This is a genomic window from Asaia sp. As-1742 (assembly GCF_011753235.1).
GTDB classification, from domain to species: Bacteria; Pseudomonadota; Alphaproteobacteria; order Acetobacterales; family Acetobacteraceae; genus Asaia; species Asaia bogorensis_B.
Map to the genome: position 1 here is coordinate 22,629 of NZ_VWWA01000016.1, position 22,354 is coordinate 44,982.

Annotated in this window: 21 protein-coding genes; 7 read left to right on the forward strand and 14 right to left on the reverse strand. The window is 62.2% G+C overall.

The window, feature by feature from the left end; all coding sequences use genetic code 11:
- Positions 1–10: 10 nt before the first annotated feature.
- The 7 genes from tatC to F3J08_RS15130 are packed head-to-tail and all read right to left on the reverse strand — an operon-like array spanning position 11 to position 7,371.
- Positions 11–805, reverse strand: a complete 795-nt coding sequence (tatC, locus tag F3J08_RS15100; protein WP_171840661.1) for a twin-arginine translocase subunit TatC — start codon at positions 803–805, stop codon at positions 11–13.
- Positions 787–1,530, reverse strand: a complete 744-nt coding sequence (gene tatB, locus F3J08_RS15105) for a Sec-independent protein translocase protein TatB (RefSeq protein ID WP_166931164.1) — start codon at positions 1,528–1,530, stop codon at positions 787–789. Before tatB ends, tatC begins: the two co-directional genes overlap by 19 nt.
- A 50-nt stretch (positions 1,531–1,580) precedes the next feature.
- The gene (scpB, locus tag F3J08_RS15110; RefSeq protein ID WP_166931167.1) at positions 1,581–2,312 is read right to left on the reverse strand and encodes an SMC-Scp complex subunit ScpB; all 732 of its coding nucleotides are present in this window, start codon (positions 2,310–2,312) and stop codon (positions 1,581–1,583) included.
- A complete protein-coding gene (locus tag F3J08_RS15115) occupies positions 2,312–3,097 on the reverse strand; it encodes a ScpA family protein (protein ID WP_240149394.1) in 786 nt (261 codons plus the stop codon). Before F3J08_RS15115 ends, scpB begins: the two co-directional genes overlap by 1 nt.
- A 38-nt stretch (positions 3,098–3,135) precedes the next feature.
- The gene (locus F3J08_RS15120) at positions 3,136–4,359 is read right to left on the reverse strand and encodes an SPOR domain-containing protein (RefSeq protein ID WP_166931173.1); all 1,224 of its coding nucleotides are present in this window, start codon (positions 4,357–4,359) and stop codon (positions 3,136–3,138) included.
- Positions 4,356–6,161 (reverse strand): arginine--tRNA ligase, encoded by a 1,806-nt coding sequence (gene argS / locus F3J08_RS15125; RefSeq protein WP_166931176.1) that lies wholly within the window; start codon positions 6,159–6,161, stop codon positions 4,356–4,358. The genes F3J08_RS15120 and argS overlap by 4 nt, the downstream gene beginning before the upstream one ends.
- Positions 6,162–6,201: 40 nt before the next feature.
- Positions 6,202–7,371: a deoxyguanosinetriphosphate triphosphohydrolase gene (locus F3J08_RS15130; RefSeq protein ID WP_031240767.1), complete on the reverse strand. Its 1,170-nt coding sequence runs from the start codon at positions 7,369–7,371 to the stop codon at positions 6,202–6,204.
- A gap of 58 nt (positions 7,372–7,429) precedes the next feature.
- Between F3J08_RS15130 and erpA the strand changes: the two genes are divergently transcribed.
- Complete coding sequence (gene erpA, locus F3J08_RS15135) at positions 7,430–7,801, forward strand: iron-sulfur cluster insertion protein ErpA (RefSeq protein WP_062165699.1); 372 nt, start codon at positions 7,430–7,432, stop codon at positions 7,799–7,801.
- Positions 7,798–8,565 carry an exodeoxyribonuclease III gene (xth, locus tag F3J08_RS15140; protein WP_166931179.1) on the forward strand — a complete coding sequence of 256 codons (768 nt, stop codon included), beginning with the start codon at positions 7,798–7,800 and terminating at the stop codon, positions 8,563–8,565. The genes erpA and xth overlap by 4 nt, the downstream gene beginning before the upstream one ends.
- Positions 8,566–8,742: 177 nt before the next feature.
- Here the strand turns inward: xth and F3J08_RS15145 are convergent, their stop codons facing one another.
- The 5 genes from F3J08_RS15145 to F3J08_RS15165 all read right to left on the reverse strand — a co-directional run bounded on the left by F3J08_RS15145 (position 8,743) and on the right by F3J08_RS15165 (position 15,076).
- Entirely contained in the window at positions 8,743–9,618 is an 876-nt protein-coding gene (locus F3J08_RS15145; protein WP_166931182.1) for an EipB family protein, read from the reverse strand.
- A gap of 20 nt (positions 9,619–9,638) precedes the next feature.
- Positions 9,639–11,474 (reverse strand): aspartate--tRNA ligase, encoded by a 1,836-nt coding sequence (gene aspS / locus F3J08_RS15150; protein WP_166931185.1) that lies wholly within the window; start codon positions 11,472–11,474, stop codon positions 9,639–9,641.
- A gap of 86 nt (positions 11,475–11,560) precedes the next feature.
- Positions 11,561–13,078: an FAD-dependent oxidoreductase gene (locus F3J08_RS15155; protein ID WP_166931188.1), complete on the reverse strand. Its 1,518-nt coding sequence runs from the start codon at positions 13,076–13,078 to the stop codon at positions 11,561–11,563.
- A 216-nt stretch (positions 13,079–13,294) separates the two neighbouring features.
- A complete protein-coding gene (gene surE, locus F3J08_RS15160) occupies positions 13,295–14,068 on the reverse strand; it encodes a 5'/3'-nucleotidase SurE (protein WP_166931191.1) in 774 nt (257 codons plus the stop codon).
- Positions 14,069–14,287: 219 nt separating this feature from the next.
- A complete protein-coding gene (locus F3J08_RS15165) occupies positions 14,288–15,076 on the reverse strand; it encodes a DUF2076 domain-containing protein (RefSeq protein ID WP_062164192.1) in 789 nt (262 codons plus the stop codon).
- Between the two features lie 174 nt (positions 15,077–15,250).
- Here F3J08_RS15165 and F3J08_RS15170 point away from each other — a divergent pair, with 174 nt between their 5' ends.
- Both F3J08_RS15170 and glyS read left to right on the forward strand, forming a co-directional pair.
- On the forward strand, positions 15,251–16,138 hold the full coding sequence (locus F3J08_RS15170; protein ID WP_031240773.1) for a glycine--tRNA ligase subunit alpha: 888 nt from the start codon (positions 15,251–15,253) through the stop codon (positions 16,136–16,138).
- Positions 16,138–18,207: a glycine--tRNA ligase subunit beta gene (glyS, locus tag F3J08_RS15175; protein ID WP_166931194.1), complete on the forward strand. Its 2,070-nt coding sequence runs from the start codon at positions 16,138–16,140 to the stop codon at positions 18,205–18,207. The genes F3J08_RS15170 and glyS overlap by 1 nt, the downstream gene beginning before the upstream one ends.
- Before the next feature lie 437 nt (positions 18,208–18,644).
- On the opposite strand, the gene F3J08_RS15180 is transcribed toward glyS, so the two are convergent.
- Entirely contained in the window at positions 18,645–19,037 is a 393-nt protein-coding gene (locus tag F3J08_RS15180; RefSeq protein ID WP_166931197.1) for a hypothetical protein, read from the reverse strand.
- A gap of 292 nt (positions 19,038–19,329) precedes the next feature.
- On the opposite strand from F3J08_RS15180, the gene F3J08_RS15185 reads away from it, so the two are divergent.
- From F3J08_RS15185 to F3J08_RS15195, 3 genes are read left to right on the forward strand one after another with little or no spacing between them, the layout of a single operon-like run.
- Entirely contained in the window at positions 19,330–20,769 is a 1,440-nt protein-coding gene (locus F3J08_RS15185; protein WP_166931200.1) for an FAD/NAD(P)-binding protein, read from the forward strand.
- Positions 20,769–21,143, forward strand: coding sequence for a YidH family protein (locus tag F3J08_RS15190; RefSeq protein WP_023978667.1), 375 nt, complete (start codon positions 20,769–20,771; stop codon positions 21,141–21,143). The genes F3J08_RS15185 and F3J08_RS15190 overlap by 1 nt, the downstream gene beginning before the upstream one ends.
- Positions 21,140–22,006, forward strand: coding sequence for a LysR family transcriptional regulator (locus F3J08_RS15195; protein ID WP_166931203.1), 867 nt, complete (start codon positions 21,140–21,142; stop codon positions 22,004–22,006). The genes F3J08_RS15190 and F3J08_RS15195 overlap by 4 nt, the downstream gene beginning before the upstream one ends.
- Here F3J08_RS15195 and F3J08_RS17270 read toward each other — a convergent pair.
- Positions 21,990–22,354: DUF3293 domain-containing protein (locus tag F3J08_RS17270; protein WP_240149392.1), on the reverse strand; the 365-nt coding region annotated here is incomplete at its 5' end. The genes F3J08_RS15195 and F3J08_RS17270 overlap by 17 nt on opposite strands.

Genomic DNA, 22,354 nt, shown 5'->3' on the forward strand with positions numbered 1-22,354 from the left:
CTGTCAGGTTTCAGTCGATCGTCGCAGGGCGCGGCTCAACGAGACGTGCCGTAAAGATCGAGATTTCATACAGAAAGATCAGCGGCACGGCGAGGCCCACCTGGGTAATCACATCGGGCGGGGCCAGTATGGCGGCAATGACCGTTGCCCCGACGATGGCATAGCGGCGGAATTTCTTCAGGCCTTTGGAGGTCACGATGCCCACACGTGCCAGCAGGGTCAGTACGACGGGCAGTTCGAAAGCCGCACCGAAAGCCAGGATCAGCTTCATGACCAGAGAAAGATAATCCGAGACCCTTGCCTGCAACTCGATATGCAGCCCCTGTGAGCCAGCCGGAGCCGTCTGGAACGACAGGAAGAAGCGCCATGCTATGGGGAAGATGAAGTAATACGCCATGGTCGCGCCAAGCAGGAACATAAGCGGCGTGGCAATCAGAAATGGCGCAAAGGCCCGCTTCTCGTTGCGATACAGGCCCGGCGCAATAAAGATCCAGGCCTGCATGGCGATGATCGGAAATGACAGGAACACGGCCCCGAACACTGCCACGCGCACATAGGTAAAAAAGGCTTCTGACAGCGCCGTATAGATCAGATGCGGCTGCTCGCCCTGCTGCCGCATGATCTTCGCCAAAGGCTCGGCAAGAAACAGATAGATCTGCTCCGAGAAATGATAGCAGAGCAGGAAGGCGACGATAAACGCGACCAGAGACCAGATAAGCCGCCTGCGCAGCTCGATCAGGTGATCGAGCAGCGGCATGGCCTTGTCATCGAGGGAGTCGTTATTCGTCATGGCGCTGTCGGACATTCAGGCAGGATCACCCCCGGCGCAGGGGCCGGGGCCGTTGAGACCTCTGGGGTCATGGCAGGATAGGGCGCTTGGGCAAGATCGGGGGTCGCGGCAGCGGGATGATCGCTCATCACAACGCCGGGCTTTGACGATGCAGGAGGCACCGAGGCAGGCGCAGCAGTTGGCGGATCGAGCGCGACACGACGCCCGTTATGGATGACCCGAAGGGGCGGAATGACGGCCGGGGCATGCCACAGCGTCTCTTCATGCCGGAGGCGACGCGCCGTTGCCGGGGGCAGGATCGCCGGACCAAAGGCCTCGGCAGGCCTGGCTGGGCTGTGGGCCTCAACCTCACCGGCCCCGTAGGCATGGGTATTGGGCGTCTCTGTCACGCCAGGACCCGAGACCGGGATCGCGTTGTCCGTTCCGTGGGCCGGAGAGGAAAGCGACGGAGGCGGCGTGAAATCCAGGCTCTTGCTGATCGTCTTGTCGGAGTCGATCGTCCGCGCAATACGGTCCCGGAAGTCGAAGCGCTTCAGGTCGCGCAGATGGTCACGTGCTTCCCCCAGATCGGCCTCGCGGATCATCTCATCCACATGGCCCTGAAACTCGGACGCCATGCGACGCACGGCCTTGATACCCCGACTGACGGCGCGAATGGCGGTCGGCATGTCCTTGGGGCCGATGAAAACCAGCGCCACGACAACGATCAGCGCAATTTCCGACCAGCTAAAATCGAACATCTTCCCCACTCATCTCAGAAACCCGGCTCCGGTCTTGCACGACGCCCGGCCTAGCCCGCGCCCTTCTGGGTCACGATACGATCATTACGTCCCGAAGCATCGGGATCGAGCAGCAATTCCTCACGCCGTGGCAGAGCCCCGAGATCACTCAGCCCGAAACTGCTCAGAAAATGCGTCGAGGTCCCCCATAAAATGGGGCGACCCGGTACTTCCTTGCGCCCTTTGGGCATGATCAGTCCATCCTCGATCAGGGTATCAAGCACGGTCTGGCTCAGCGAGACGCCGCGTATGCCTTCGATATCGGCACGGGTGCAGGGCTGATGATAGGCGATGATCGCCAATGTTTCCATCGCGGAACGGCTCAGCCGTCGCGGTTTCTCCACCACGCGTGTCAGTGCCGGGGCAATTTCCGGACGTGTCCGGAACTGCCAGCCTCTGGCGACCGACACCAGCTCCACTGCATGATCCTCATATCTTGCCACGACACAGGCCAGAACCGGCCCCAGAAGCGACTCATCGGCCCCCTGCGAGACCATGAACTGCTTTAGCGCTGTTTCGGTGACGGGCTCGGCACTGGCGAAAATCAGTCCCTCAACCAGACGGGAGAGCGCGTTCACGGCCTCGATTGCGCGGTCGCGATGCGTGGCTGCCTGATCCGCATCAGTAACCGCATCGGGATGAACGATGAAACCTGCCGTCGGTGAGGCGACCGACACATCTTCGGCCTGTTCCACTGCATCCGCAGGAGAAGTCGACCAGTCGGGCAAGGGGAGTTCTGACATCAGCTTTCTGTCACTTCCTGAAAGTCACCCTGAGGGGCCCGAAGCATGATCTCGGCAAAAACGCTCTCTTGCCGCAGTTCCACAGTGCCGCTCTTGGCCATTTCGAGCCCTGCCACGAGGGCGCTGGCCATGGCGGCAGCCCGTGCCCGTGGCGATGCGGCGGATTGCACCGGCAAAAGCGAGGTCAGTTTCTGCCAGCCCACCACCTCGCTTGCATTCAAGAGGCGATGCAAGGCTGAAACGGCTTCGGTCACGGTCCAGTAGCGCGGGCGTGGTGGCGCGTAGATATGTTTGCGTCCACGACGGCGGGTCATTCCCAGATAGGCGCCGATCAACCCCATCAGATCCACCCGCAGCCCCGAACGATCGATACGGGTCATGTCCTCGCCAGCACCGCGCGCGAAGACGTGCTCTCCCAGTCTGGGGCGTTGATCAAGCCAGACAGAAAGAGCCCTGATGGAGTCCAGTTCCTGAAGGCGCCCCTGCAGTAACCCCGCAGCATCCTCCGCCTCGGTATCGGGCTCATTCTCGATGGGCAGCAACAGCCGTGATTTGAGCCATGTCAGCCAGGCTGCCATGACCAGCCAGTCTGCGGCCAGTTCGAGCCTGATCTGCCGGGCACCCTCAACGAAAGCCAGATATTGCTCGACCAGTTGCAATATTGAGATCTGTGCCAGATCGACCTTCTGGGCACGGGCGAGATCGAGCAAAAGGTCGAGCGGCCCCTCAAATCCGGTCAGGGAGAGATGCGGCGCTGATTCAAGATCCGCGCCACCCGGTACCATGGCCGACGAAAAGGCGGTGCTTCCCTCACCCATGCCGATCAGAAAACAGCCGGCGTGCAGGCAATCGAACGTGCATGCAGGCGCACGCAGAACGACTTTGCGGCCTGGGTGGTGTCAAACCCGCCGACGCGCAGACGATAGAACACATGACCATTGATGGTCTTTTGCTCGATCATCGGCGTACGGTCGCTCAACAGATCACTGGCCTGCTTCGAAAGCTTGCTCCACGTTGCCTTGGCGTCGGCTTCGCTGCCAAGGGCTGCAAGCTGGACCATATGCCCGCCCGTTGCCGTATTGGCGGCAGCGGTCTTGCTGGCAGAGTCAGTGGTTGCGGAAGACGATGCAGCGGGAGAAGCCGATGCTGCCTTGGCCGGTTTCTCCGACGGTGCGCGCTCGGGCACAGCTTTCTCGGGCACAACTTTCTCAGGCGCCGCTTTTTCAGGTATCGCCTTTTCAGGAGCCGAACTTTCTGATGCCGTCGGTGCGGCAGACCCGCCCTGATCGGCTTCACCCTGCGCCCCGGTCCCTTCCGGCAGCTTCTGAACGGACGTGTCGGGCAGGCCACCAGAGGCGCTCTGCCCCGAAGCCCCGGCGCTATCAGCCCCCACATCCTGCCCTGCTCCCGCGCTTGCTGATCCAGCTGGCGCAGTTGCTCCGGCAGGAGGCGTCTCGGGGGCCGTGCGCGCCGCCAGCGCCTCGGGGCGTGGCTGCTCTGGTTCAGGGGCCAGATGCGCCTCACCCTTGCCTGTCACGTCAAGGTCGGTGCCATCACCCATGATCTGCATCCCGCCCGGATCGGCCGGGCGGTCGCGCACAGGACCAGGAGGCGGCCCAATGACGGGAATACCCCCGGAATGGCCGCCCAGCAGCGACCAGCCACCCACGCCAACCACGAGCAGCGCACCCAGGCCCGCAGCCCCGTAAACAAGGCGACGCGTCATGATGTCAGAGCCCAGTAGCGACGCCAGACCGCCTCCAGCCCCGGCGCTGCGGCGCCTGAAGACAGGTTCGTCATCATAATCGGCGCTCAGGCGCTCACGCGGAGAGGAAGGCTGCGACGATGCACCACGAGGAGAGCCCGTTGCACTGTCATACCCGGCACCGCCCGTGGCGTCCGAGGGATAGGAAGGCGGACGCGTATCGGTAAAGCGCGGGTCATTGGCACGCCGGTCCGGGCCACGGCCTGTCTCCTGGCGGAAGCGGTCATAGCCCCCGTCGCCACCCGGCTGATCGTCGCGCCAGTCTGGCGTATCGTCGTTCATCGCATCTCCTCAACCGGCTCGACACCGAGAATGGCCAGGCCACAGCGCAGGACGCTGGCAACCGACGCCACAAGGGCGAGCTTGGCCAGACTCGCCGGGCGATCCTGCTCATGCAGGAAGCGCAGCGTCGTATCCTCACGGCCCTTGTTCCACAAGGCGTGGAAATCGGCGGCAAGCTCACCGCAATAATAGGCGATACGATGCGGCTCGCGCGTCTGGGCAGCCCCCTCGACCACACGCGGGAAGGTCGAGAGACGACGCAGCACGGCAAGCTCCACATCGGCATTAAGGCGCGACAGATCGGCACCGAGCAGGGAGGCATCGCTCGTGCTGTCAGCACCGAACATGGTTTCGGCACTGCGCATGACAGAGCGGCAGCGCGCATGGGCGTACTGAACATAGAAAACGGGGTTGTCGCGCGTCTGGGCCACGACCGCATCGAGGTCGAAATCCATCTGCGCATCGGCCTTGCGGGTCAGCATGGTAAAGCGCACGGCGTCGCGCCCTACCTCGTCCAGCAGGTCGCGCAGGGTTACGAACGTACCGGCACGCTTGGACATGCGCACGGGCTCGCCGCTCTTCATGATGCGCACGATCTGGCACATCACGACCTCAAACTCGGTCTTGCCGTCGGTCAGCGCGCTGACAGCAGCCCGCATACGCGAGACATAGCCGCCATGATCGGCACCCAGCACGTCGATCAGCACATCGGCTGCTTCGGCCTTTTTGGCGTGATAGCCGATATCATTGGCAAAATAGGTGTTGCTACCATCGGATTTGCGCAGCGCACGATCCACATCGTCGCCAAACTGGGTGGAGCGGAACAGCGTCTGGGGGCGTGGCTCCCAGTCTTCCGGCGTCTTGCCCTTGGGGGGCTCAAGCACACCCTCATAAAGCAGCCCCTTGGCGTCCAGCGCATTGATCGCCTCATCCACGCGACCGCTGGCAAGCGTCTCGGCTTCCGAGGCGAAAACCTCGTGATGAATGCCCAGAGCCGCAAGATCGGTACGGATCTCTTCCATCATCGCCTTGAGCGTTGCAGCACGCACGATCTCGAACCATACGGAAGGCTCGGCGGCCTGCCCGGCCTCATTCGCCAGCGCCTTGCCATGCGCGGCCGCGAGAGCCTCACCAATGGGGATGAGGTAGTCGCCCTGATATTGCAGACCGGTTGGTGTCAGCGCGGCAAAAGCCTCGGTATCGACCTGCGTGCCAATAGCCTGAAGGTAGCGCCAATATGCCGCCCAGGTCAGCGCAATGACCTGCGCCCCGGCATCGTTGATGTAATATTCCTTGGTGACATCATGCCCGGTCTTGCCCAGCAGATTGGCGAGGGCATCGCCCACCACGGCGCCACGGCAATGGCCTACATGCATCGGGCCCGTCGGGTTCGCCGAGACATATTCCACATTCACGCGCTTGCCCGCACCCAGACGCGACTCACCAAAACGCGGCCCGGCCTCGATCACGCTGCGCGCCACCGATTGCAGCACGTCAGGGCTGAGCGTGATATTCACAAAGCCCGGTCCGGCAGCTTCTGCCTTGGCGACACCCGGCAGCGCCACAAGCAACGGCACCAGATCGGCTGCGATATCGGCAGGACGACGACGGGCGAATTTCGAGGCCAGCAGGGCGGCATTGGTTGCCATGTCACCATGAGACGGGTCGCGCGTCGGCGTTACCTCGACACGGGCCGCAATCTCGTCAGGCAGATCGGCCACCACCGAACGCAATGCCTCACGCACCTGGTTCTGGTAACGGGCGAAAAGGCAGTCTGTGGTGGGCGTTGGTGTATCGGACATGAAGAGCCTTGCGTTCCTGACGTGTATTCTGCTGCCTGTATCAACCCAGCATCGAGAGTTCCGTCAACCGTCGATGTTCATCCATCGCAAATCGATCGGTCATTCCTGCGATGTAATCGGCCACGACACGTCTGCGCCCGTTCTCATCGCCCTGCTGTGCCTTTTCGCGCCAGCCATCGGGCAGCAGGCTTGGGTCTTCTGCCAATATCCCGAAAATCTCGCCCAGCGCCAAGCGGGCCTTGCGGGTCATGCGCTTCACCTTCCAGTGACGATACATGCGCGCATAAAGAAACTTGCGGATTTCCTTGTTCTCCAGCGCCACCTGCTCGCTGAAGGCAACCACGGGCCCTGGGGCCTGGCGGATGTCGTCTGACGATTCCGGCCGAAGCGCCTCGATATTGGCCCTTGTCTGCATTGTGAGATCGGTCACCAGCACATTGATGACCTGCCTTATGGTCTCATGGCGTATCCGGCGTTCGCGATCATAGCGCTCGGTTGCCCTTGCGCCGCTCATCGCCCGCTCAAGCGCTGGCCCCACAATTGGCAGACCTGCGATATCCTCAAAGCGAAGCAGCCCTGCGCGCAACCCGTCATCGAGGTCATGGCCATGATAGGCGATATCATCGGCCAGCGCCGCCACCTGAGCCTCGGCAGAGGCATAGCTGGCGAAATCGAGGTGATGCTGGGCGTCGTATTCCAGCAGATAGGGCGTGGGGCGTTTGACCGGGCCATTATGCTTGGCCAGCCCCTCAAGCGTCTCCCAGGTGAGGTTGAGGCCGTCAAAGGCGTGATAGCGCCCCTCAAGCAGGGTCACGAGACGCAGGGATTGGGTATTGTGGTCGAAGCCGCCATGATCCTGCATGCAGGCTTTCAGCGCATCCTCCCCCGCATGGCCAAAAGGCGTATGACCAAGATCATGCGCCAGAGCGAGTGCCTCGGTCAGATCCTCATCCAGACGAAGCTGGCGGGCAATCGAGCGGGCAATCTGCGCCACCTCAAGCGAGTGGGTCAGGCGTGTGCGAAAGAAATCACCCTCGTGATTGATGAAAACCTGCGTCTTGTATTGCAGCGTGCGAAACCCCGCAGAATGAATGACGCGATCGCGGTCACGCTGCCATGGCGAGCGCGTGGGCGCATCCTCCTCGGGGTGCAGGCGGCCTCGCGCTGTCTCGCGACGCACGGCATAGGGGGCGACATCCTGACTGATCATCCACACTCTCCACTTTGCCCGCTTTAAGAGCATGGCCGAGCGCATTATATGGGAAAACATGAGCCAGACCACGCCCCCTTCCGACGCGGCCCTTGCGGGCAGCTTTTCGGTCTCGCCCGGTGCCGCTGCCCGGATTGTCGAGATCATCTCCCAGCAGGACGAGCCCGCGGGGCTGGCCCTGCGTGTGGCCGTGCTGGCCGGGGGGTGTAATGGCTTCCAGTATCAGTTCAAGCTCGACACTGACCGGGCAGATGATGATGTGGTGATCGAACAGGACGGTGCAACGGTTCTGGTCGATCCGGTCAGCCTGGACCTGCTGGGTGGCGCCCAGCTACAATTCGTGGACAAGCTGATGGGGGCGCATTTCACGGTCGCCAATCCCAATGCAGCCTCGTCCTGCGGATGCGGCACGAGCTTCTCCCTCGCATGAGCTTTACTTTCGCAAGCTGGAACGTCAATTCCATCCGCCAGCGTGAGAAACACGTGCTCGACTGGCTCGACCGCGTCAAACCGGATCTGCTCTGCCTGCAGGAACTGAAATGCGAGACGCATCTCTTTCCGGCAAGCTTTGCAGAGGCCGGATATCATCCGGTTGTGGTGGGGCAAAAAGGCTATAATGGCGTTGCCATGCTGGCGCGCACGCCTGTCGAGGTGGTTCACGAGCGCCTGCCCGGCTTCGCCCATGAAGCCGCCCGCTATGTCGAAGTCCGCATGGCGGGCATGACGATCGGCAATCTTTATCTACCCAACGGAAATTCGGGCGGGGCAGAAGGCTTTGCGACCAAGCTCGACTTTTTCGCCGCACTTGCCGAGCGAGCCCAAACCCTGCGCGATGAGGAAGCCGATTTCCTGTTCACGGGTGATTTCAATGTCTGCCCCACAGATGAGGATTTCGCCCCCGGGGCCCTGAGCGCGGGAGATGCCCTGCTGCGCCCCGAGAGCCGCGCAGGCTGGCATCGTCTGCTCTGGCTCGGGCTGACTGATGCATTGCGCGCGCTCAAACCCTCGGGACGGCACTACACATTCTTCGATTATCAGAACGCCGCCTTCCAGCGAAACGCCGGCTTGCGCATCGACCATGCGCTGCTGTCGCCAAGACTGGCCGAACGTCTTGTATCGGTCACGCCCGATCAAGATGAGCGGGCGAAAGATCAGCCATCGGATCACATCCCGCTGATTGTTGCGCTGGCTTGAATACAGGCCTCTGTTGGCCGTTGTTTATGAAGGGCGCGACGGCCTTTACAGCCCCCCTCATACGGCTGTCGCGACCCTGACCACACCCGAATGAAAACGCATCCGGGGTACGGCCGAGAGCCGACCCGTTCTCGTCGGGTGGCGGCGTGGCCGTCGATCGAGAGCGCAGGGCTCGTGTCAGGGGCAGCGCGGGTTTGGCAAACTTGTCAGGCTCTCGATCTGGCCTGACAGAACATAATCACCAAAATCGATCAGCAACCTGTCCTCGACGCCGTTCGTCCAGAGGCGGTCGCTATACGTCGAATCAGGCAAAAACGCCGCGTTGCCGACGCCAAAACTCGCCACCGAGACCGGCACGGCGCTGAGCCCGTCAAAGAGCGCCTTGGGATTATCAGGCTTTACCTGCGCCAGTCGCCCCAGCGTAGCATAGCTTGGCGTCGCGCCATCGGTGGAAGCCCCATCGAACAGATCGCGCTCCAGATGCAGTACGCCCTTATGCGCGCCATCGAGCAATTGAAGGGTGAACTGCGTGGGAAAGACGACCCGTGCCGGCAAGGTCATGACCTTGGCCTCTGGCTTGGTAAAGCGCACCAGCACATTGCCATTGCGCTGGCGTCTGGCCTCTCCGGCGGTCTCGCTGGTGGTTTCGTTATCCTGAGTCTGGACCGTCCGGAAAATGAAGGACCGCCCCTTCTTGTCCTCGAGCGTTGCCGATTGATAGCTCAGTACCGAGACCGTGCCATCGGCACCGGTCACCTGCACATCGAGCTTCTGGCTGACAGACCAAGCATCGCACAGATCATGAATCTGGTAAGTGGCCTGACCACCCGCCGTTGCCAGCGACCCCGCCTTGAGACGGGCGAGATCGAGCGTGTAGGTCACCTTATGCGCAAGCAAGGCTGGCTCGGCCTTCGGAACTTGCGCCGCGTGCGCGGGGGGAGCCAGACCGTAAAGGGCCAGCCAGAGACCCGACAGAGCACCGGCACCTGCCGAGGCCACAGCCTGAAGGCAGAGCATCGCAGGCGATGCTCCCTTTGCCCGGCTCAATCGCATGGTTCTGCTCCGAGGGGTTCTCAGGCAGCCCCGTCCTTCTGGCCGGCTTCTTTCTGTCCCCCGTCCTTGACGACCGCAGCCTTGGGCTTGGGCGGCAGGATGGCAAGCGAAAGCTCCTTCAGGCGCGCGGGCTCAACCGGCGCCGGCGCTTCCATCATGAGGTCCTCACCGCTCTGGTTGAGCGGGAACAGGATGACCTCACGAATGTTCGGCTCATCGGCCAGCAGCATCACAATGCGGTCCACACCCGGTGCCGAGCCACCATGCGGCGGGGCACCGTAGCGGAACGCGTTGAGCATGCCGCCAAAGCGCGCCTCGACCATGTCCTCGCCATAGCCGGCAATGGCAAAGGCACGGATCATGACTTCCGGCAGATGGTTACGGATCGCGCCCGAGGAGAGCTCGATGCCGTTGCAGACGATATCGTACTGATAGGCCTTGATGGTCAGCGGGTCCTGCGAGTTCAGCGCCTCAAGCCCGCCCTGCGGCATGGAGAACGGGTTGTGCGAGAAGTCGATCTGACCCGTCTCCTCATTGCGCTCAAACATCGGGAAATCGACAATCCAGCAGAAACGGAACGCGTCCTGCTCGATCAGATCAAGTTCCTGCGCGATGCGCGTACGCACCTGACCCGAGAACTTGGCCACGGCATCGCCTTCGCCTGCGGCAAAGAACACGGCATCGCCCGCCTTGAGGCCACAGGCTTCACGAATGGCCTCAACGCGATCGGCTTCCAGATTCTTGGCAATCGGGCCCTTGCCGCCATCTTCCTCGAAGATGATGTAGCCCAGACCGCCCGCACCGGCATCACGCGCCCAGCTATTGAGCTTGTCGAAGAAGCCACGCGGACGCGTACCGGCACCGGGGGCCGGAATGGCGCGCACTTCGCCGCCATTGGCCGCGATACGGGCGAACAGGCCAAAGCCGGAATTGGCAAAGGCTTCTGTCACCGTGCTGATCAGAAGCGGGTTTCGCAGGTCCGGCTTGTCGGAACCGTAAAGACGCATTGCCTCGTCATAGGGAATACGGCGGAAAGGTGCCGTGTCGACCTTGCGGCCCTTGCCGAACTCGGCAAACAGGCCACTCAGCACGTCTTCCAGCACGGCAAACACGTCTTCCTGCGTGGCGAACGCCATCTCGAAATCGAGCTGATAGAACTCGCCGGGGCTGCGGTCAGCGCGTGAGGCTTCATCGCGGAAGCAGGGCGCGATCTGGAAATAGCGGTCGAAACCCGCCACCATGGCCAGCTGCTTGAACTGCTGCGGTGCCTGCGGCAGCGCATAGAACTTGCCCGGATGCAGGCGCGCAGGCACGAGGAAGTCGCGCGCGCCTTCAGGCGAGGATGCGGTCAGGATGGGCGTCTGGAACTCAGTAAATCCGTGGCCGATCATGCGCGAGCGCATGGAAGCAATGACTGCCGAACGCAGGCGGATATTGGCCGCCATCTTCTCGCGACGCAGGTCGAGGTAGCGATATTTGAGGCGCAGGTCCTCGGGGTAGTTCTCGTTGCCCGCCACCTGGAAAGGCAGCACGGCGGCATGGGAGCGGACCTCGATCTCGCGGGCGCGCAGTTCGATGGCGCCTGTGGGGAGATGCGGGTTGCGCTGGCCGTCTTCACGCGCCACGACTTCGCCCGTAACGGTAATCACGCTCTCGACGCGCAGACGCTCTACTGTCTCCAGCAGATCCGTTCCCGAAGGAATGACAATCTGGGTGACGCCGGTCTGGTCGCGCAGGTCGATGAAGAGAAGACCACCATGATCGCGCTTGCTGTGAACCCAGCCCGACAGACGGACGGTCTGGCCGGCGTCGCTTTCGCGCAGGGCGCTACAGCTATGCGTGCGATAAAGGTGCATGGGCGTCTTCCTGATTCGTAACCACGGGGTTGCGGGGGTGTTCCCCCCGCGAATGAAGCGCAGGAAGCCGCTCCACCCCTTGTCTGTCAAGCATCGTCGAAGGTGACGGCTTCCTTCGCCATCTCTTTTGGACGTCCCGCCATGGCGAGACCCACAATTTTATCACCCTTAAGATAACGTGCGGTGAAATCGAAGCGATCCGCCTCGCCGTCGATCTCGACCCTGTCGAAGCTCTGGGGCCAGCCGAGATATTCGATCTTGCGGTCATAGTGCTGCGTCCAGAACCACGGCACAGGCAATGTCCCGCCGGGCAGGCCCAGCATGGTGCGTGCCGCGATACGCGCCTGACACTGCGCGGTGCGCCAGTGCTCGATGCGGTAACGCTGGCCGTCATGCGCCATGCTGGCGATATCGCCCACCGCATAGACATGAGGGGCAACCCGCATGGACTCATCCACATCGAGCCCACCCTGATTGTTGATGGCGTAATCAGGCAGATAATCCAGCACCGGGCTGGCACCGATACCGGCCAGAACCAGATTGGCGCTGATGGTGCTTCCGTCATCCAGCGTCACAGCGCTGACTGCCTTATCTCCCTCAATGGCCTTCACCTTGCGCGAGGCGATAAAGGCAACGCCTTTCTCCTCATGCAGGCTGCGCAGGGCACCTGCCACGCTGTCGCCAAGCTGCTTCTGGAATGGCAATTCGCTTTGCGACACCACCGTTACGCCAGCCCCACGCTTGCGCAAGGCCGCCGCCGCCTCCATGCCGATAAAGCCGGAGCCGATCACGACGACACTCGTGTTCTTGTCCACCGCCGCGATGATCTGCTGAGCGTCCTGCGCAGAGCGAAGCCCATGCACCCCTTCCAGCGTGGCGCCGGGCACATCCAGCTTGCGGGCGCGCGAGCCGGAGGCAAGCAGGATATGATCCGGCGTGAACGGATTGCCTTTCTCCAGCGTGATCAGGCGGGTTTCGAGATCGACGTTGACCGCCCGATCAATCAGCCGTTCGATCCTGTGCGCGTCATACCATTCTGCCGGGCGCAGAGCCGGAGGAGGTGCCCCCTCCTCACCCGAGCCAAGCACCATCTTGCTGAGCGCTGTGCGATCGTAGGGCAGGTCGGGTTCTGGGCTGACCAGTACCACGCGTCCGGCAAAGCCCTCCTCGCGCAAAGTCACGGCCGCAGCAATCGCCGCCGCTCCGGCCCCGATGACGGCAACGAATTCGTGCTCGCGCATGGGGGCTGGCGCCGTCTGGCTCATGGGCTGTTTGCCCACGAGCACGCGATCATCATGAACTTCAACCGGGTAGCGATTGAGCGGATCGAGAGCGGGCGGCTCGATCAGGCGACCACTCTCGGCCGAGAAACTCGCCTTGTGCCAGGGGCAGACAAGCTGCACATCGCCCTGCAGTGAGCGGCAGGCCACGCCCTGCTCCATCGGGGCCCCCTTATGCGGGCATTTTCCGTCGAATGCCCGGATCTGATCGCCTGAGCGATAGAGAACCAGCGCCTTGTCGCCGATGCTGAAAGGCGTGATGACCTCTTCGGGAAGGTCATTCAGGGCCATAACATCGGTCCAGTCCAGCAGATCTTGGCTCATGTCGTTTCCAGTGCAATCGGATGAATCAGTGTTGGATACCGATTGCAACGCCGGGAAACGGATCCGGTTGGGGGCTCTGGCTTGCGTCATCCTCCCGAAAGCAGCGCATGACGTCAGCAAGCCCGGGTCGGGTCATGACGCGATACGCCAACCACCAGTGTGAGATCTTCGCCTGCCCTCCCCCGATCTGTCCGAGCAGAGGAGAGCCCCCGACGGCTAGCGGGGCCGTGCCATCAGCCAGTCATGGACCACCCTGTTTGTCCGCCCGAAGGAAAGCGGCGTCACGCTCACATGTTTCTCGGCGATGGCACGGGTTTCCGTACCGGGTGCGTCGCTCTCATGATCGCGCCTGAGATGCAGCCAGTGATAGGCCGCGCGGCGCATATCCTCGCGGGCCACAACCTCGACATCGCGCAGCAGCCCGCGGCCCTGCGTCGTTACCACGGCCTCCTTTGCCTCGCTGGCGCGACAGGCAGGAAAATTGATATTCAGGCAGGCGGGCTCCGGCAGCGCGAGGGGGGCGAAGGCGGCAATGACATCGGGTGCCAGTTTTCGGGCTGTTTCCCACGGCACATTATTGCCGTCGCTGAAGGCCTGACTGAGCGCAAATGCAGGCAGGCCGAGAAGCATGGCTGTCATGGCCGCCCCCACCGTGCCGGAAAACACCGTTTCAACGCCCAGATTCGCCCCACGATTGACCCCGGACAGGACAAGGCTCGGGGCCGCGTCACCCAGAATATGCCGTGCCGCAATGGCCACGCAATCACCCGGCGTGCCGGTCACGGCAAAGCGCCTTGGCCCATGCTGATGCACCCGCAGCGGGTCATGCAGGCTCAGTGCATGCGAAATTCCGCTCTGATCCCGCGCCGGGGCAACCACCCACACATCATCCGACAACTGCGCCGCCACGTCCTGAAGGACCGCCAGACCGGGTGCGTCAATGCCGTCATCATTGGTCAGAAGGATACGGCGGAAAACCGGATGGCTCATTAGAGAGTTTCTCCTCACGGATGGCGGGACAGCCAGAAATCATGCCCCGACGCCTGACAATGGACCCGCGACCCTGTCACGATCTGTCGGCGGGCAAAAGAAAACCCGGCGTGAGGGCCGGGTTTTCCAGAAATCACTCGTGGGCCTGAGGCTTCTGCGTGAATTGCACTGAGGCTGCATAGCCCGGAGATCCGCTCGGATCAGGCCATGATGACGGGCTCAGAAGGAATCGTCGCCCCAGCCGCCACCGCTGTCACCACCCCAGTCTCCGCCGCTATCGCCGCCATTATTGCCCCAGTCATTGGCGTCGTAGTTCTGCCCGGCGTCCTGACCGCCCCCGGCAAAGGGATCGTTACCCGCACCGCCGTAATTGTTGTTGATGATGGTTTCACCACCACCAAAACCCCCGGCAGCATCGGCGCCATGATGGCCCGAAAACAGGCTTTCAATGGCGTTGGCAGCCAGCATACCGCCTGCAACACCCGTGGCCGTGGTCAGTGCCGAGCCGAGAAAGCCCGACCCGCGCTGCTGGAACATGCCGGTCGAGTAGCCCGGAGGCAGATTGGCCTGCGGCGGCGGAGCGTAGCCCTGCTGGCCATAACCCTGCTGACCGTAGCCTTGCTGGGGCTGACCACCCCAGCCCGGAGGCGGCGCCGATGACTGCTGGCGGTTACCGCCGCCAAACAGACCACCAAACAGGCCGCCGCCGCCCTGCGGGCGCTGCTGCTGTGCCTGTTGCAGCTGGGACTGCGCCTGCTGCAACTGGAACTCGAGCTGGCGGATGCGGTTCTGCGCTTCAGCCAGCGCCACTTCCTGCACCACAGCCATCTGGGTCACGCGGTAGCGGGCTTCAGGGTATTTCTGGAAGTTATCCGCAATCCAGCGATCCGCCTCGGGATCGACCGGAGGCAGATTGGCCGGGGCCTGAGAGCCGCCAAACCCGCTATTCGGCGCTCCGCCGACGCGGGCAACGAACTGCGAAATAAGATCACGCTCTTGCTGGTTCATGGGGATGACTCTCCATCCGGTCAAAATGATAACGGGATATAATGTGGTTTGGGTCGGAAAGAGTTGCAAGAGCCCGTCTCAAAGGCCAGGCCTATTGAGTGTGGCACCTGAGATTGGCTTGTTTGGGCTGTCAGGGTAGAACAGGGCAAGTGAACAAGACCGGAGCCTCGATCCTTGACCCCCTTGCCCGAAAACGGCGGACGCCCCCTTTCCTTTCAGGATCTGATCCTGCGCCTGCACCAGTTCTGGTCGGCACAGGGCTGCGCCCTGCTCCAGCCCTATGACACAGAGCTTGGCGCGGGCACGCTCTCGCCGCACACCACCTTGCGGGCATTGGGGCGCAAGCCGTGGAAGGCCGCCTATGTGCAGCCCTGCCGCCGTCCCTCCGATGGCCGCTATGGCGAAAACCCGAACCGTCTTCAGCATTATTACCAGTATCAGGTACTGCTCAAGCCAACACCCGAGGACAGCCAGCGCCTGCTGCTCGACAGCTACCGCGCCATCGGGATCGATCCGGAAAAGCACGATATCCGCTTCGTGGAAGATGACTGGGAAAACCCGACCATCGGCGCCTGGGGTCTGGGCTGGGAAGTCTGGTGCGATGGCATGGAAGTCACGCAGTTCACCTATTTCCAGCAGGTTGGCGGCATCCCGACCGTCGTACCCTCAACCGAGCTGACCTACGGGCTTGAGCGTCTGGCCATGTATGTGCAGGGCGTCGAAAACGTTTATGACCTCGACTTCAACGGTCAGGGCCTGAAATACGGCGATGTCTTTCTGCGTGCCGAGCAGGATTACTCGCGTCACAATTTTGAACTGGCCGATACCGAAATGCTCATGCGTCACTTCCGTGATGCCGAGGCGGAGTCTGTCCGTCTGGCCGAAGCCGGTGTCGCCCAGCCAGCCTATGACCAGTGCGTCAAGGCCAGCCATCTGTTCAACCTGCTCGACTCACGCGGTGTGATCTCGGTCTCGGAGCGTGCCTCTTACATCGGTCGCGTGCGCAATCTTGCGAAGCTGTGCTGCGAAACCTGGCTTGCTGGCGACGAGGAGTCGAAATAATGGCCGAATTCCTTCTCGTTCTCGATTGCGAGGAAATTCCCGCCCGGATGCAGGAAACGGCGGGGCAGGATCTGGCCCGTCTGGTCAGTGAGGCCCTCTCGCCCCTGTCCCCCGTAAACGTCACAGCTTTCTGGGGCGCGCGTCGTATCGGCGTCTCGCTTGAGATCAACGATCAGATTGCTGAAACGACGCAGTCCGAGCGCGGCCCGCGCGAGAGCGCGCCCGAACAGGCGCTCGCCGGTTTTCTTCGCAAGCACGGTGCCGAGCGCGATGCGCTCGTGCTCGAAAACGGTTTCTGGGTGCTTAATCGCACACTGCCAGCCATCACCGCTTCCCAGCAGATTGCAGCGACCATTCCGGGCCTGCTCTGGCGCTTTCCCTGGCCCAAATCCATGCGCTGGGGACAGGGCAGCGCTTTCACCTGGGTACGCCCCCTGCGCCGCGTGATCTGCCTGCTTGACGGCAAGCTGGTGCCTTTCAGCCTCGCTACCGACAACGATGATGCCCACGGGCTCGTGGCCGGTACGCAGACCGAAGGCCATCGCTTCATGGCACCGGAAGCGTTCGAGGTGACGTCCTTCGAGCAGCTCAGGAGCGAGCTGTTTGCCCGCAAGGTCGTGCTCGACCCGGCGCAACGCCTGTCAATCATTCGCGACGGGTTGCAGGCTCAGGCAGAGAAGGCAAGCCTGACCCTTGTGCAGGATGACAAGCTAGTCGAGGAAGTTTCGGGTCTGGCCGAATGGCCCGTTGCCCTGCTCGGGCGTATCGACGATGCCTATATGGATCTGCCGCCTGAAGTGATGCAGGTCTCGATGCGTATCAACCAGCGCTATTTTGCGCTGCGCACGGCAGACGGCAAGGCAGCACCGCATTTCGCATTCATCGCGAATATGGACTTTGCCGATGGTGGCGCCCTGACCATTGCAGGCAACGAGCGCGTGCTGCGGGCACGGTTTGCCGATGCCCGCCATTTCTGGGATCTCGACCGCAAGACGACGCTGGCCGATCGTGTTGCGGCACTAGATGCCGTGACCTTCCATGCCCGCCTCGGCAGTCAGGGCGCGCGCGTCCAGCGCATCGTGACGCTGGCCGGTATCGTGGCGCAGGCGATGGGGCTGGATGACACCGCACAGAACCACGCAAAACGTGCCGCCCTGCTGGCCAAGGCCGATCTGACTACCGGCATGGTCGGCGAGTTCCCCGAACTTCAGGGCATCATGGGTGGCTATTACGCCCGTCATGACCATGAGGGCGATGCGGTTGCGGATGCGGTGGCAGAGCATTACATGCCGCGCGGCCTGAATGACGACACGCCGCGCGCGCCTGTCTCGGTCGCCGTGGCTCTGGCAGACCGTCTGGACCTGCTGACGGCCTTTTTCGCCATGGGCGAGACACCGAGCGGCTCCGGCGACCCCTATGCGCTGCGTCGCGCGGCGCTAGGGATCATCCGCATCATCCGTGACAACCAGTTGCGCCTCGATCTGACAGCCCTGATCGCACAGGCTGCGCAGAACTTGCCCGAAGGCCTGCGCGAAGGCGGCGAGCTTGCCGCCCTGCCCGGCTTCCTGGCCGAGCGCCTGCGCGTGCAGCTTCGCACCGAGGGCGAGCGCCATGATGTGCTCGCCGCTACACTGGCAGGTGGACTGGATGGCGACCTCGTACGCCTCCTGGCCCGCACCTCGGCATTGGCCGAGATGGTGGACACGGATGACGGACGCAACCTGCTGGCTGCCAGCAAGCGCGCCGCCAATATCCTGCGTATCGAGAACCGCAAGGACGGCCCGCATCAGGGTGAACCCGATGCGGCACTCTATGTGCAGGATGAAGAGCGCGCTCTGGGCCACGCTCTTGCGTCTGCCCGCAAGGATATCCACGATGCCTTGGTGGCAGAGCGCTTTGCCGATGCCATGCGTGTGGCAGCAGGGCTGCGCCCGAGCCTCGATCAGTTCTTTGCCGAGGTGACGGTCAATGATACCGAGCCCGCTCGACGCCTCAACCGCCTGCGCCTTCTGGCCCAGATTGGTGAGACACTGACCGAGATTGCCGAGTTCGGCCAGATCGAAGGCTGATATTGATACCTGCCCCTGTCTTTAGCGCCTTAAGCGCTGGAGACAGAAGGCTTCCTGCCTGAGCTGAAGGTTGCGCCGCCCACAACTCTCCCGCAGCCATCCTGCGGACAGTGCGGCCGCAAGCTATACCGGGCGGTTTCGTCAGCCACAGCCTATCTTCTCATCAGACAAAAGCGCCTATCTGGGCATGGAGAATGCATCGTCGCGGGTGTTGGCTGATATCAAGGCCCGGCACACGACTTACGCCGTGATTCCGCGGAAATGCTCCCATACGTTCCCGGTTCCGGCTCATGAACGATGACGCCTCAAGCTTCCCAGACCCCAGATAGAGTCACGCAGGGTTCCTCAGATAGAGTCACGCAGGGTTCCTCGCGCCTGCGCTCTGTCCATGATCCGTGCTGGCCGCACGAAGAAGCGGCCCGCGTCGGGCTTCCGGTTCAGTGCCCTATGGTCTCACCCGGCGGGGCGCGTCCGTGGCCGACCAGACTGGCATCCTGATAGGCCGGTCCAAACGCACCGATCGATGTGCCTGTTGTCGGATCGTGCCCCGGTGCTCCATTCCCCGCAGGAAGAAACTGCCGCCCGAAATCCACGATCCTGCCAATCGTGGTGCGCCGTAAAGGCGGTGCCGCCATCGGGCGAGGCATTGGCGCAGGCTCCCAATGTCCCGATCCCGCCGAAGGGCCATTTGAGGGCGGAACCATCTTGCCGGCAGGCATATCGAGCTGAAGCGGCAGGACGGTCGAGAAGCCTTTCGCGCGGGCCGGATAAGGCAATGAGGCAGCCGCGCAGACGACAACTATCATCATCCGCACATGGTCTTGGATCATCTCGAAGCGTCCTTAGGAGCCAGAGACACAATCTTCAGATTCTGATCCGGAGTCGCGCAATAGTCTTGGGGATCGTGCGCTTTTTCCTGCCGTTATCCCCGAGACCGCAACGGTATTTTCCAGATGATCGTTCGGCTCCGGAGCAGGGACTCCAGCGATACGATGCCTGCGCCAAACTGCGGCCACACCGAGGATACTGTTCATGAAAATCGATTGGTTCGATCCATAATATCAATTGGATCGATTGACCCACGCCCCTGATACTCCCTGAGACGCGAGGGAGTACGAAACCATGGACAGGCGATATGAGATTGTCATCATCGGCGGGGGAGCCAGCGCAACTCTCCTTGCCCATGTTCTGAAAAGACAACATGGACGGAATTGTCTGATCATCGATCCCAACGCCAACCCGGCTCTCGGGGTGGCCTATGGCACGCGGTGCATCGGGCACCTGCTCAACGTTCCAGCCTGCGGCATGAGCGGGCTGGCGGACGAGCCGGATCATTTCGTGCAGTGGCTACACCGACACATCGATCCGGGCATCGCACCCGATGCCTTCATCCCCCGCGCGATTTACGGCCTCTACCTCCAGCACCTGTTTGACGAAAGCGGCGTCGCATCCATTCAGGGCAAGGTGGTGGCATGCGATGCTGTCGCCAGGGGTTTCAGGCTTGTTCTGGCCTCCGGAGAAATCGTCATGGCGCAGCAGGTCGTTCTGGCCCTTGGCAATTTCCCGCCTGCCATGCTGCGTGGCGCAACGCCTGAAGTCATGCGCGACCCGCGTTATCATCAAAATGTCTGGGATAGCGAAGCCGGCTACCGCACTGCCGCTGCCGAAGATGTGGCCACGAAGGGCCGCCTCACCCCGTTTGCCCCTGAGGCAACATTACTGATGATCGGTAGTGGCCTCACCGCCATCGACATGGTCATGAAGGCGCGCCTCGCCGGACATGCGGGACCAATCCATCTCCTGTCAGGCCATGCAAGCCTGCCGAAGTCTCATAAATCCGGCCAGAAATCAGTCGCGCCTGTTATCAGCGTCGAAAAAGGCGCCGATCAGGAGGGTGCCCGTCTCAGCCGGTATGTCCGCGAGTTTCATGCAGCGCTGAGGCAGGGACTGGACTGGCGCAGTGCGATCGACAGCCTGCGTCCCATCACCAATATCTTGTGGGTGGCGCTTTCGCAGACAGAACAGGCGCGGTTCAATCGTCATCTCAGGCGTCAATGGGATGTAGCGCGCCACCGCATCGCGCCGCAGATCGCCGCTTTCCTGCACGATGCCCTGCAGGAGGGCACGCTCGAACTTCACGCCGGCCGTGTCACGCATATCGAGACGCAGCCTGAAGGCCTGATCGTGACAGCCAGCCATGCCGGGGGCAAGACGCGCTTTCGCGCTGACCATGTGCTGAATTGCACGGGTCCCGATCTCGACTACACACGTGTCGGGTCGGCCCTGCTTGAGCAGTTATTTGCCTCGGGGCTCGCCTCGCAAGGCAACCGGGGCGCCGGGCTGGATACGGGCAATGATGGCAGGCTGATCAACGCCAATGGCGAAAGCCCTCATGCGCTTTATACCCTGGGACCCGCCCGACTGGGAACACTGTTCGAATCCATCGCCATTCCGGAAATCCGCCAGCAGGCCTATGATCTCGCCACACGCCTCGCCAGCCCTTCAGCCATTCAGACACCAAAGGGCGCGTCTGCTTCCCCCCGTCATGAAAGCCGCTCCTGATGATTGCCCGCTATACCGACCACGCCGCCAATGAACGCACTTTTCTGGCTTGGGTGCGTACGGCGCTGGCCATGGTCGCCATCGGGTGCATGCTGGCAAAATTCAACATCTTTCTGCGCCTTATCAGCAGCGAGCATCATGCTGCCATGCCGGTCCTGCCGGGGTCCTCAGCCTGGATCGGGGTCGCCACTATCTGTGCCGGGCTTGCGCTTCTGCCTGCCAGCTGGTGGCGGTTTCGCAAGGTAAAGGAAGCCCTGTCGGCAGAAGAACCCCGTGAGATAACGCTCAGTGGACTGGAGGGTATTTTCTGTCTGCTCCTCTGCGCCCTGATAGGCGCCATTCTGCTCTCGCTGCTCGGCGTTCTGCCTTCATGACGCTTGACCAGCTGCGCATCTTTGTGGCGGTCGCAGAACGCGAGCATATGACCCGTGCAGCCGAGGCGCTCTGCCTGACCCAGTCAGCCGTCAGCCATGCCATCATGACGCTGGAACAGACATTCGGCCTCGTCTTTTTCGATCGTATCGGGCGGCGCATACGCCTGACACAAGCAGGTGCGCTCTTTCTGGAGGAAGCCCGTGCGGTTCTCAAACGCGCCGGTGCCGCCCAGCAGCGCATGCGTGCCCTGACGACGCTCGCTGAGGGGTCGCTGCATCTCTGGGCGAGCCAGACCATCGCCAGCTACTGGCTGCCCGCCCGTATCAACCGCTTTCATGAACAGCATCCGGCTATCACGTTGGAAGTCACCATCAGCAACACCGAGGATATCTGTCAGCATCTGCTGGACGATACGCTGGCCATGGGGCTGATTGAGGGCGTTGTGACGGACCCCACGCTGACAACCACGCCGGTCGCAACCGATCAGCTTCTGCTCGTGGTTGCTCCCGAACACGGATGGGCCCGCCAACCGCCCTGCCCCCAGGACCTTACCGGTTCAGACTGGATTCTGCGCGAGAAAGGCTCAGGCACCCGTGCCAGCTTCGAAAAAGCGGTCGCAGACTGGGGCGTTGACCGCGTTGCCCTGTCTGTCGTGATGGAGCTGACATCCAACGAGGCAATCGCCAATGCTGTCGCGACCGGCAATGCAGCCACGGTGCTTTCGGCCAGTGTGGTCGCTGGCTTGATCGAGAACGGGCTGCTGCATCATGTCGGCATCCGCTTTCCCGAACGTTGTTTCTCGCTTGTGCGCAACGCCAGAGCGCTTTCCCCCGCAGAGAAAGCATTTATCGCCTTGCTTTGAACGCTTCGGTTAGCGCAAGGCGGTCGCATAGCCACACCAGCCGGGCCTTTTGTCCCCTTCGTGCGATGACGAGGGCATTCTGACCGAATTGCCGGCCCAGTACACGGGCTCTGTCAGGCGAGAGCGGCACTGCGAAGAACGGCTCCTGCCACTGCCCCAGCACACCCTCACCGCAGAGCACCACTGGCGTGAGCCCTGAGCCAGACGAACGCAATGCACGGTAGATGTTTGGTCCCGGGTTTTGATGGTGCGGGTTTTGCGTGAATCTTGATGGCTCGTGCTGCCATTGCTGGCAAACGAATTCGTATGGCGTGAGGCCCCGGAGCGTCTTCAGTCGACGTGCGAAAT